This is a genomic window from Citrobacter freundii complex sp. CFNIH4, from assembly GCF_002934505.1.
GTDB classification, from domain to species: domain Bacteria; phylum Pseudomonadota; class Gammaproteobacteria; order Enterobacterales; family Enterobacteriaceae; genus Citrobacter; species Citrobacter freundii.
The window spans coordinates 3,757,835-3,770,210 of the sequence record NZ_CP026231.1; the positions used below are offsets into that span (position 1 = coordinate 3,757,835).

Genomic DNA, 12,376 nt, shown 5'->3' on the forward strand with positions numbered 1-12,376 from the left:
TTTTTGTTAAAACAATTTCAATCTTTAATCAATTTCAATTAATTGCCTTCGTCTCCGACAATTATATGATGAATACTCTTTGGCTAATTCCACCAAAATAGATGCTGCTTTTTTAATTCGATAATTTTTCGACCACACGGCGGCATAACGCGCGACGGGTAAAGTTTCTTGTACCGGGATAGTAATAAACTGGTTTGAGCCAAACGGTGTGGTCATATCGCAGGGAATTACTGTTAAGAAATCAGCATTGAGAACAAGATTATAAATGGTGACGACGGAGTCAGTATTAACGATGTTTTCACTGCTGATGCCATTATTCTGTAACGTGGTAAGAAGTTCGCTGTAGTACCCCATATTCGTTTGTGGCAACACCCACTGTTCGTTTTTCAACGCGCTCAGCGAGGTGATGCCGGTGCATGTTCGGGACTTGCTGGCAACCAGGATAAAGTCTGACTCAAAGAGCGGCTCCACATGCAGATCGTGCAGTTTCATCTCATCGCTCAGCGTACCGATGGCAAAATCCAGACGCCCGTCACGGATTGCCGGTAAGAACGAGGAGAGCTGAGCTTCATACATAGAAACCTGTGCTTTCGGGAATACCTCTTTGAATTTTTTAATCATGCCGGACATGATGGTGAAGGCAATCAGTGAAGGAAAACCAAACGACACATCAACGACCGCATTGCTCGTCATGCTGTTCATCTCATCAACCATGTTTTTCATTTCACGGGTAATTGATTCAGACCATGAGAGCATCACCTGACCTGCCTGAGTCAATGTCACACCAGTATTTTTACGTACAACTAACTCAATACCAAAATAAGCCTCAACATCGTTGATGATTTTACTGACAGCGGGTTGAGTTAAACCTAATTCTTTTGCAGCTGAGCCGATAGAACCGCTTCTAATGACTTCCTGAAAGACCACTAAGTGCTGTGTTTTAGGGAGTGTAATAGTATTCATATCGACCTGCGTTAATTACTTTGTTGACGGCAGGAAGTGTACCAAATTAAGCAAACAAGGATATGTGCTACCCCTCACAAATCCCCTTGACTTACATTTTGTAAGACTATTATAAAAAATAAAACCACCTATAAATCATATAGATATGAAATAAATATCTCACTTCACCCTGACTTTAATCAAAAAAAGATGGGGGGATAACGATTTTTTATGGCTATAACATCGCCATTTTATCTGTTATTTCTAAAAACCAGGAAAGGCTATATTTCAATCAATTACAGCGCAATTATCGGGCAGAATGACACTTAAATTTAATGAGTAATTTATCAAATATAATTATATTTTACCGTTTGTGGTGATTAAATAACGCCATGCATCACATTTTTTCGCCATATTTGTTTGTAAAGAAACATTGCATTTATTAATGGTTAATTAAAATCACACAATAAAGCATCATATGCAACATTGCATTAACAGTGATTTTATGCAATTTATTAGCGCGTAATTTTGTAATGGCGATCGATTGCGTTCGATTATTCTCGATAAAAACGTATCGCGCAGCGTTTTGTGCTAGCCATCACAAAAACGAAAATACCCCACAACGCATTCCCTCAAATAAAAGACGTTCAGCGCATAAATAAAGGTCAAATAAAGAGTAGATGAAGAGAAAATAAACGCCAGAGTCGTGTTAAACCAAGCGTAACGCGACAGGTATAACGTCTGCCGGATGGCGGTGTAAACACCTTATCCGGCCTACAAAACCCGTTCCAGCCATACCTGTAGGCCTGATAAGCGCAGCGCCATCAGGCATAACAACCTGCCCAGAAAGCAAAAAACCCATCAAAGCGGGGTTTCATAAAGAGTGAAGCTGACCGATAAGCCGCGTTCTTTTGAGCATAGCGTCGTGGACAGTCATTCATCTGGCCTATCCGGAAAGCAAAAAACCCATCAAAGCGGGGTTTTATAAAGAGTGAAGCTGACCGATAAGCCGCGTTCTTTTGAGCATAGCGTCGTGGACAGTCATTCATCTGGCCTATACGGAAAGCAAAAACCCCGCCGAAGCGGGGTTTCATAAAGAGTGAAGCTGACCGATAAGCCGCGTTCTTTTGAGCATAGCGTCGTGGACAGTCATTCATCTGGCCTATCCGGAAAGCAAAAACCCCGCCGAAGCGGGGTTTTATAAAGAGTGGAGCTGACCGAGAAGCCGCGTTCTTTTGAGCATAGCGTCGTGGACAGTCATTCATCTGGCCTATCCGGAAAGCAAAAACCCCGCCGAAGCGGGGTTTTATAAAGAGTGAAGCTGACCGATAAGCCGGGTTCTGTCGTGGACAGTCATTCATCTAGGCCAGCAATCGCTCACTGGCTCAAGCAGCCTACCCGGGTTCAGTACGGGCCGTACCTTGTGAACCCCTATTTGGCCTTGCTCCGGGTGGAGTTTACCGTGCCACGGACTGTTACCAGCCGCGCGGTGCGCTCTTACCGCACCCTTTCACCCTTACCTGATCCCACTTACGTGGGCCATCGGCGGTTTGCTCTCTGTTGCACTGGTCGTGGGTTTCCCCCCCAGGCGTTACCTGGCACCCTGCCCTATGGAGCCCGGACTTTCCTCCCCTCCGCCCGTCTCCCCCGAAGAGGACGACGACGAAGCGGCGACTGTCTGGTCAGCTTCGGCGCGCAGTATAGAGGGTTTGCGGGGTAATGTCACCCCGCACTGCGCATTCCTATCGCTAACGTGGCGGCGATGTTTCTTGAGGCGCGATAAATATTATCAAATGCCCCACGGAAGGCCTCTTCCAGCGTGCTGATGCTGGTCAATACGCTAAACACCGCATCGATACCATATTGATGCACCACTTCCACATCGCGCGTCAGGCTGCCGCCAATACCAATTACCGGTTTGTGGTATTTCTTCGCGACATTCGCCACGCCAACCGGCACTTTGCCGTGAATACTCTGGCTGTCGATGCGTCCTTCGCCGGTCACCACCAGCGTACAGTCGTGAATATGCTCTTCCAGATTGAGGGCCTGAGTCACAATCTCTATCCCACTGCGCAGCTCCGCGCCTAAAAATGCCATTAACGCGGCGCCCATACCACCGGCAGCCCCCGCCCCGGGAACATCCTTCACGTCTACCCGCAGCGATTTTTTAATGATGTCGGCGTAGTGAGACAAATTTCGGTCCAGTTCGAGAATGCGTTCTTCCGTCGCCCCTTTCTGCGGGCCGAAGATGCGCGAAGCGCCAGTATCACCTGTGAGCGGATTGGTCACATCGCAGGCCACGCGAATGGAGCAGGTTTTTAATCGCGGATCCAAACCGGAAATGTCGATGCTGTTGAGGCTCATCAGACTGCCGCCCCCGTAGCCAATCTCTGTCCCGTTAGCGTCGCAAAGTTTCGCGCCCAGAGCCTGCACCATACCCGCGCCGCCGTCGTTGGTTGCACTACCGCCAATGCCGATAATAATGCTCTGCGCCCCGCTATCCAGCGCCTGCAAAATCAATTCCCCGGTACCACGTGACGTGGTGACTAACGGGTTACGCTTATCAGGAGGTACTAACGCCAGACCACTGGCTGCCGCCATTTCGATAAACGCAGTTTTACCATCTCCGGACATGCCCCAGCAGGCATTCACTTTTTCGCCCAGCGGCCCCGTTACCCACGCGGAATATTCACTCCCTTGCGTGGCGGCAATCATGGCTTCGACCGTTCCTTCGCCGCCGTCGGCCACCGGAACTGAAACATATTGCGCATCGGGAAATATTTCCCGAAATCCTTTTTCTATTGCCTGAGCGACCTCAGTGGCAGATAGACTTTCTTTATAAGAGTCTGGGGCAATTACGATTTTCATAGTTATGTAGCCTGACTGTGCCGCGCAAGGCAAGAAATACAGGGCGCACATCCGCGCCCTTCTTGTTAGCGTGTGACTTCCACTTTCGCCAGTTTTTCGTAGTAGCATGCGAGCGCGCTGTGATCGGCGGTGCCCAGCCCATCTGCGCGAAGCGCCTGCATCATCTCCATGACTGCAGCAGTCAGCGGCAACTGCGCGCCGACCCCATGAGAAGTGTCCAGCGCATTCGCCAAATCTTTGATATGCAGGTCAATACGGAAACCTGGCTTAAAGTTGCGGTCCATGACCATCGGCGCTTTCGCGTCCAGCACGGTGCTTCCGGCCAGTCCGCCACGGATCGCCTGATACACCAGATCCGGGTTCACACCCGCCTTGGTCGCCAGCGTCAGCGCTTCAGACATCGCCGCAATGTTCAGCGCTACAATCACCTGGTTCGCCAGCTTAGTGACGTTACCCGCGCCAATGTCGCCGGTATGTACCACTGAGCCAGCCATCGCTTTCAGCAGATCGTAATACTTGTCGAAAATCGCTTTATCGCCGCCGACCATTACCGACAACGTACCATCAATCGCTTTTGGCTCGCCGCCGCTGACCGGCGCATCCAGCATATCCACGCCTTTCGCTTTCAGCGCGTCGCTAATTTCACGGCTGGCCAACGGTGCAATGGAGCTCATGTCGATAAGCACTGTGCCCGGTTTCGCCCCTTCAATAATACCGCCTTCACCCAGCGCCACTTCCTTAACATGCGGCGAGTTCGGCAGCATGGTGATGATCACGTCGCACTGCTCAGCAATATCTTTCGCCGTGGCGGCGGTTTCTGCACCAGCGGCAATGACTTCCGCAATGGATTCCGGGTTACGGTCAGCAACCACCAACGAGTAACCTGCCTTGAGGAGGTTTTTACTCATTGGTTTACCCATAATACCGAGGCCAATAAAACCAACTTTCATTGTCATGTCTTTATCTCTCTCTACTGTCGATGGTGGTTATTTCTTAAAAGAATCAGCCAGTTTCTGCGTGGCTGAACGGAACACGCCAAGGTCGCTGCCAACAGCAACAAAGGTCGCGCCCCATTCCAGATAACGACGCGCATCCGCCTCTACCGGCGCCAGAATTCCGCTTGGTTTGCCATGTGCTTTCGCGCGGGCAAAAATGTGCTGGATAGCTTTCTGCACATCAGGATGTGACGCATTGCCGAGATGGCCTAGCGCCGCAGCCAGATCGCTTGGGCCGACGAAGACACCGTCTACACCTTCGGTCGCCGCGATGGCGTCAACGTTATCAACGCCCTGCTGACTTTCGATCTGCACGATGATGGTGATGTTCTTATTCGATTGCGCAAAGTAGTCCGGTACGGTGCCAAACATATTGGCGCGATGGGAGACGGACACGCCGCGAATACCTTCCGGCGGATAGCGGGTCGACGCCACGGCGTTCACCGCCTCTTCTTGTGTCTCAACGAACGGGATCAGGAAGTTGTAAAACCCAATATCCAGCAGGCGCTTGATAATCACCGGCTCGTTGGTCGGCACGCGTACGACCGGCGCGCTGGCGCTGCCTTTCAGCGCCATCAATTGCGGGATAAACGTCGAGATATCGTTCGGCGCGTGTTCGCCATCCAGTACCAGCCAGTCAAAACCCGCCAGGCCTAAAACTTCGGTACTGATTGGGCTGGCCAATGCAGACCAGCAGCCAATCTGAATCTGTTGCGCCGCGAGGGCCGCTTTAAACTTATTCGGGAAAATCGTGTTATTCATCGCCTATACCTTTGTTTATTTCTGCAATTCCATACGTTTAATGTCACCGACAATAAACAGGTAGCAAACCATTGCCATCAGCGCCGAACACCCTACAAACATCAGCGCAGCATTAAATGAGTGCAGCTCGCTCACCAGATAACCAATCACCAGCGGGGTGACGATAGAGGCTACGTTGCCAAATACGTTAAATACCCCACCGCACAGACCAACGATTTCTTTCGGCGCGGTATCGGAAATCACCGGCCAACCCAGCGCGCCGAAGCCTTTGCCGAAGAACGCCAGCGCCATCAGCGCAACCACCAGAGTGGTGTTATCGGTGTAGTTACACAGAATAATGGTCGACGCGAGCAACATTCCGAGCACAATCGGCAGCTTACGTGCCAGGGTGATGCTGAAGCCACGTTTAATCAGATAATCAGAGAACACACCGCCGAGCACGCCACCGGCAAATCCGCACAGCGCAGGAATCGACGCCACCAGACCGACTTTCAGGATCGACATGCCTTTTTCCTGTACCAGGTAAATCGGGAACCAGGTAAGGAAAAACCAGGTGATAGTGTTGATAAAATACTGTCCGAAGAACACGCCAAGCATCATGCGGTTTGTCAGCAACTGCTTGATATAATGCAGTTTAGGACCACCTGATTTCACATCGCCGGGCTTTTTATGGTCCATATCCACGACCGCGCCGTTTTCAGAGATAAACTTCAGCTCTTCCTGCGACATACGCGGGTGATCGGTTGGGTTATGAATAAACTTTACCCACAGGCCGGTGAGCACAAAACCGATAACGCCCATCACGGTAAAGACGTGCTCCCAGCCCCAGGCAAAGGTCAGCCAGCCCAGCAGCGGCGAAAACAGCGCCAGGGAGAAATATTGTGCGGAGTTAAAAATCGCAGATGCCGTACCGCGCTCTTTCGTCGGGAACCAGGCGGCCACAATACGGGCGTTCGCCGGGAAGGACGGCGCTTCCGAGAAGCCCAGCATGAAACGCATGATGAACATTGAAATACCCGCCCAGGCCAGCGGGAACATATCGACAAAACCCTGCAGAAAGGTGAACAGCGACCAGAAGAACAGACTGTAAGTGTAGACTTTCTTCGAACCGAACTTATCCAGCAGCCAGCCGCCAGGGATTTGCATCAACAGGTAAGCCCAACCGAAGGCGGAGAAAATGTAACCCATTGAAATGGCACTGAGCTGCAACTCTTTCGCCACTTCCGTGCCGGCAATAGATAGCGTGGCACGGTCCGCATAGTTAACGGCGGTAACAATAAATATTATTAGCAATATTAAGTAACGGGTGTGCGTACCTTTCTTTTTCTCGACAACTGTATCCAGTATCATTCTAATTACCTCGGGTACATAAAAGTTTTTATTATTATTTGGCAGATATCCCTGGTGATAAATTACCGATAATAAAAACGTATAATAATTTATCAGACGCAATGAAACCGTGATTTAGTATAATCAGCAGTGCAACGTTAATCATTGTGCAAGCGCTCATTAAATATGCGTTATGAAAATAATGTTTTGGGCATATGCACACATACATGGGCGCTAATCCACACATTTACGTATTGCTACCCCTGCTGGTGCGGTCTTGCTGAGTTTAAGTGATCATTGTCACATTCTTCACGATAAACTCCTGACATTCTTATTTCACGATACCGAATCTTTATTACTGAAAATGAGATTCAAAATATAAATATCCACACTATTATCACCACTTGTTGGAGAATACTGGACAATGGCCGACATCGAAATTAGACAAGAATCGCCAACGGCGTTTTATATTAAAGTTCACGAAACAGATAATGTGGCGATAATTGTCAATGACAATGGCCTGAAAGCCGGAACGCGTTTTCCGGACGGACTGGAACTCATTGAACATATTCCCCAGGGTCATAAAGTGGCGCTCGTGGATATTCCTGTTCATGGCGAAATCGTGCGTTATGGCGAAGTGATAGGCTATGCCGTTCGCGACATCCCACGCGGCAGCTGGATTGATGAATCAATGGTTGAGCTGCCCAAGGCTCCGCCGCTGGAGACGCTGCCGCTGGCAACTAAAGTGCCTGAGCCGCTGCCGCCTCTCGAGGGTTATACCTTCGAAGGTTACCGCAATGTTGACGGTAGCGTTGGCACCAAGAATCTGCTCGGCATCTCCACCAGCGTGCACTGCGTGGCGGGCGTGGTGGACTATGTAGTGAAAATCATTGAACGCGACCTGCTGCCCAAATACCCGAATGTTGACGGTGTGGTGGGGCTCAATCATCTGTACGGTTGCGGCGTGGCGATTAACGCTCCAGCCGCCATCGTGCCCATTCGAACTATTCATAATATTGCGCTGAACCCTAACTTTGGCGGTGAGGTAATGGTCATTGGCCTCGGCTGTGAAAAACTGCAGCCAGAGCGCCTGCTGGAAGGTACGCACGATGTAAAAAGCATTCCGGTCGACAGCGCCAGCATCGTCAGCCTGCAGGATGAAAAACACGTCGGCTTTCAATCAATGGTTGCCGATATTTTGCAGGTGGCCGAACACCATCTGGCAAAGCTCAATCAGCGCCAGCGTGAAACCTGCCCGGCATCAGAACTGGTGGTCGGCATGCAGTGCGGCGGCAGCGATGCGTTTTCCGGCGTGACGGCCAATCCAGCGGTAGGTTATGCCTCCGACCTGTTAGTACGCTGTGGCGCGACAGTGATGTTCTCCGAAGTCACCGAAGTACGCGATGCCATCCACCTTCTGACCCCGCGCGCGATTAACGAAGAGGTTGGTAAACGCCTGCTCGAGGAGATGGCCTGGTACGACAACTACCTGGATATGGGCAAGACTGACCGGAGCGCCAACCCATCACCGGGCAACAAGAAAGGCGGTCTGGCAAACGTGGTGGAAAAAGCACTGGGTTCTATTGCGAAGTCGGGCAAGAGCGCGATTGTCGAAGTCTTGTCGCCGGGACAGCGTCCAACCAAACGTGGCCTGATTTACGCTGCCACCCCCGCCAGCGATTTTGTCTGCGGTACGCAACAGGTTGCTTCCGGGATCACAGTACAAGTCTTTACCACCGGTCGCGGTACGCCGTATGGCCTGATGGCCGTGCCGGTGATTAAAATGGCGACACGCACGGAGTTGGCCAATCGTTGGTTTGACCTGATGGACATCAACGCCGGTACCATCGCTACCGGAGAAGAAACCATTGAAGACGTGGGTCTGAAACTGTTCGAGTTTATTCTCGACGTCGCCAGCGGACGTAAGAAAACCTTCTCAGATCAGTGGGGACTGCATAACCAACTGGCGGTGTTTAACCCGGCGCCAGTGACCTGATTATCGAAACGAAAGCCAACGAAAAAACGGGGATTTGTCCCCGTTTTTAATGTCGATGCTTTAACAAATTAAGTGATAACGTTCGCATTTTAAGAGGTTTTTTTAAACATCTGTTTTTTTCGATTCAAACCTGCCAAATGAACCTAACGATATGAAATTAAAAGAAATAATACCAACATTGTTTTACGTTATATTTTCGTTTTGATAAAAGAGAAACCTACCGAAAGACGACCTTGTTTTAATGCGATAATCCCCTCTTTTTTACTGCTTTGACTTTCTCCGGTGTAAAACAGATTATTCATAGGCTGCTGTAATTTACCTCATAAGCATTCTGACCTGAATAAAGAGGGAAGTTATGTATACCCTGAATAAAAATAATGTCGCATTGGCTTGTCTTATTTCCTGTTTACTGGCAACTCCTGTCTTCGCGAGTGCTGAAGGCCAGTCGGACGCAAAGCCTGTTAAATTACGCTACACGTTATGGGACCGCAATCAACTCCCTGGCGAACAACAGCTCGTTAATGAATTTGAAAAAGACAACCCCGGAATTAAGGTCGAAATTGAACTAACTCCTTATGACCAGTATTTTATCAAACTCAGTTCAGCAGTCGGTGGAAATGTAGCACCGGATGTATTCTGGATGAACATGCCTAATTTCCAGCAATATGTGAAAAATGGCATGCTGGAACCACTGGGTAATTATCTGAAAGATAAATCAGCGCCGAAACTGGATGATTTTGTTAAAAGCTCAGTCGATGCCTACCAATACCAGTCGCAACAATATGCCATCCCAAGGGATATTGATGCAATTGCCGTCTGGTACAATAAAAAAATGTTCGATCAGGCTGGTGTGAGCTATCCCGATAACAACTGGACATGGGACGATTTAAAACAAAAATCAGAGCAGTTGCGTAAAGGGCTGGATAAACAGTCTTATCCACTGGCAATGGAATTCAGCAGCGGACAGGATAGTTACTTTAACCTGCTATTACAGGCCGGGGATAAGATTGTACTACCTGAGGGCAAAACGGATGTTGCCAATGACAAAGCTATCGCCGTCTATCGCGATGTTCAAGGCATGCTGAACGCGGGACTAATCCAACCGCCAGGCGAGATGGAAGCCTCAGACGTCTTCCAGTCAAACCGGGTAGCCATGGTCTACGCAGGCTCATGGTGGGCATTACCCTTCTCTCAAAATGAGCTGATTAAGGATCACATCGGCGTAGTGCCAATGCCAAAAATGGCAGAGCAGGCAGGTGTATCCCATAGTCTGGCATTTGCTATGTCAGCCAAAAGTCAGCATAAAGATGCGGCGTGGAAGTTCATTGAATTCATGAGCTCTGAGCATGCGCAGCAGACTCTGGCGACGGGAAAAGTCGTGATCCCGGCTAACCAAAAAGTGGCCAAAGAGTGGGCTGAAGGCTTTAAGGATATTGATGTTTCAGCCTATATCGATTCGTTGGCTTTCTCACATAAATATCCAACCGCAGGCTCCAATACCGCTAAGTGGAATAGCATCCTGAATGATGGCTTGAAAAAAGTGTGGACGGGTACTGACCCAGAGAAAGTCATGCCTGGTGTTGCTAAACGCGTTGAACGAGAAATGCAGAAATAATCCTGAGGGAGCCATGCTCCCTCTCGCTTTCGCCCGCGCAATATATTTTGGTTGCACAGTGAGCATCCCGGAGTCTGTATGAGCTATTCAGATGAAGCTGCATCCCCACGATTACCGGCCAGAGAGGCGCAAAAAAAATCCCTGACCAAGCTGGAAAAAGAAGAACGCTTCTGGGGATGGATAATGATTATGCCGTTACTGGCGGGGTTAATTGTTTTTTACTTTACTCCATTCTTCCAGAACGTTTTTTATAGTTTCACCGACCTGGGCGAGTTTCAGATCTGGACGACGATCAGCTTAGATAACTATATTAATTTATTCAGCGATGATGAGTTTCGTTCAGCAATATATAACACCTTGGCCTATGTTTTTATTTGCGTACCGATAATCACCGTTTTGTCATTACTGCTCGCAATTGGCCTGAATCAGGCGATTCGCGGTCAGTGGTTGTTTCGCACGCTATTATTTCTGCCCGCTGTCACTATGCCTGCGGCCATTGCTATGGTCTGGCAGTGGTTGATGAACCGAAACTTCGGCTTAATTAATCAGATCCTGGCCTTTTTCGATCTTCCGGCCATCGGTTGGTTATCCGATCCCGATGTCGTCCGCCTGAGCGCCTCGTTGGTTATCATCTGGTCGGCTATTGCGCTGAAGATGATCATTCTGCTCGCTGGATTACAGGGGATCCCCAAACAAATTTATGAAGCGATGTCGCTGGATGGCATCAGCAAATTGCGTGGGTTCTGGTCTATTACCTTACCGCTAATGATCCCCACGCTGTTTTTCGTACTGGTGATCTCTTTTATCGAAACGCTGCAAATTTTCGATGTGGTTTATCTGCTGTTTGGCAGTTCATCCATGGTGGACGATCAGACGATGACTATCGCCTATCTCTTCTATAAATACGCCTTTATCTACCATGAAAAAGGGTATGCCTCAGCGATCGCCGTGGTGATTTTCGTTATCACGATGGTCCTGACGCTGCTGCAAATATGGATTGGTAAACGACTTAAAGCACAGTGAGGCAACCACGATGTTCATGACTAAACGTGAAAAATGGCTAATTTACGGCTTGATGATCCTCGCGACGCTGGTAACTGTGGTTCCCTTCATCTGGATGATCATCACCTCTTTTAAAACCCAGGCAGAAAGCATCGCCTTTCCGCCGATCCTGCTACCTGCCAACCCAGGGTTTCAGGCTTACGGTAAAATCTTGCATGAAATGCCTTTTGGCAGCTTTTACTTTAACTCGATCGTCTCCACGTTGGTCATCGTCATTTTGCAGACGCTGATTGCGGCAATGGCAGCGTACGGTTTCTCCCGACTGCGTTTTAAAGGGCGAGATGTCCTGTTTATGCTGTGTATTTCAATTCTGATGGTGCCCGGTCAGATCTTTTTAATCCCACAGTTTTTAACCGTTGAAAAAATCGGTTTGCTGAACTCAATTCCTGGGCTGGTGCTACCGGGTTTATTCAGCATATATAGCGCCTTTTTATTGCGTCAGTTTTTTCTGTCAGTACCTAAAGAACTGGAAGAGGCAGCCATTATGGATGGGTATAACCATCTGACTATTTTCTTCAAAATTATGCTGCCATTAATTAAACCAGGGCTGATTGCCTGCGTCATTATTAACGGATTGTGGAGCTGGAATAACTTAATGTGGCCGCTGATCGTCAACACCTCCATGGATAAAATGACATTACCGGTGGGGTTAGCCTCACTTTCCGGACGCTCAGGCGTGGAATATCCGATGTTAATGGCGGGCGCATTGCTGGCGATTATCCCGATGTTGTTACTTTATATCTTCTTCCAGCGCTATTTTATTCGCGGCATCGCTGGTGCCGGAATTAAAGGATAAGGGGCAGTGTT

The 12,376-nt window shown here is 49.1% G+C and carries 9 protein-coding genes and 1 other RNA gene; 4 read left to right on the forward strand and 6 right to left on the reverse strand.

The window, feature by feature from the left end:
* Positions 1 to 24 precede the first annotated feature (24 nt).
* The 6 genes from tdcA to garP all read right to left on the reverse strand — a co-directional run bounded on the left by tdcA (position 25) and on the right by garP (position 6,917).
* Positions 25 to 963, reverse strand: a complete 939-nt coding sequence (tdcA, locus tag C2U41_RS19225) for a transcriptional regulator TdcA (protein ID WP_003024882.1) — start codon at positions 961 to 963, stop codon at positions 25 to 27.
* Between the two features lie 1,292 nt (positions 964 to 2,255).
* Positions 2,256 to 2,632, reverse strand: an RNA gene (gene rnpB / locus C2U41_RS19240) — RNase P RNA component class A.
* Positions 2,633 to 2,664: 32 nt separating this feature from the next.
* The gene (garK, locus tag C2U41_RS19245) at positions 2,665 to 3,810 is read right to left on the reverse strand and encodes a glycerate 2-kinase (RefSeq protein ID WP_003024885.1); all 1,146 of its coding nucleotides are present in this window, start codon (positions 3,808 to 3,810) and stop codon (positions 2,665 to 2,667) included.
* Positions 3,811 to 3,875: 65 nt separating this feature from the next.
* Complete coding sequence (garR, locus tag C2U41_RS19250) at positions 3,876 to 4,766, reverse strand: 2-hydroxy-3-oxopropionate reductase (RefSeq protein WP_003840019.1); 891 nt, start codon at positions 4,764 to 4,766, stop codon at positions 3,876 to 3,878.
* A gap of 30 nt (positions 4,767 to 4,796) precedes the next feature.
* Positions 4,797 to 5,567, reverse strand: a complete 771-nt coding sequence (gene garL / locus C2U41_RS19255; RefSeq protein ID WP_003840018.1) for a 2-dehydro-3-deoxyglucarate aldolase — start codon at positions 5,565 to 5,567, stop codon at positions 4,797 to 4,799.
* 15 nt (positions 5,568 to 5,582) lie between these two features.
* The gene (gene garP / locus C2U41_RS19260; RefSeq protein WP_003024898.1) at positions 5,583 to 6,917 is read right to left on the reverse strand and encodes a galactarate/glucarate/glycerate transporter GarP; all 1,335 of its coding nucleotides are present in this window, start codon (positions 6,915 to 6,917) and stop codon (positions 5,583 to 5,585) included.
* A gap of 403 nt (positions 6,918 to 7,320) precedes the next feature.
* Here garP and garD point away from each other — a divergent pair, with 403 nt between their 5' ends.
* From garD to C2U41_RS19285, 4 genes are all read left to right on the forward strand, one after another.
* Positions 7,321 to 8,892, forward strand: a complete 1,572-nt coding sequence (garD, locus tag C2U41_RS19270; protein ID WP_003840016.1) for a galactarate dehydratase — start codon at positions 7,321 to 7,323, stop codon at positions 8,890 to 8,892.
* A 355-nt stretch (positions 8,893 to 9,247) separates the two neighbouring features.
* Complete coding sequence (locus tag C2U41_RS19275) at positions 9,248 to 10,507, forward strand: ABC transporter substrate-binding protein (protein WP_103848560.1); 1,260 nt, start codon at positions 9,248 to 9,250, stop codon at positions 10,505 to 10,507.
* 78 nt (positions 10,508 to 10,585) lie between these two features.
* Positions 10,586 to 11,530 carry a carbohydrate ABC transporter permease gene (locus C2U41_RS19280; protein WP_103848559.1) on the forward strand — a complete coding sequence of 315 codons (945 nt, stop codon included), beginning with the start codon at positions 10,586 to 10,588 and terminating at the stop codon, positions 11,528 to 11,530.
* 10 nt (positions 11,531 to 11,540) lie between these two features.
* Entirely contained in the window at positions 11,541 to 12,365 is an 825-nt protein-coding gene (locus tag C2U41_RS19285; RefSeq protein WP_003024907.1) for a carbohydrate ABC transporter permease, read from the forward strand.
* The last annotated feature ends 11 nt before the right edge of the window (positions 12,366 to 12,376 follow it).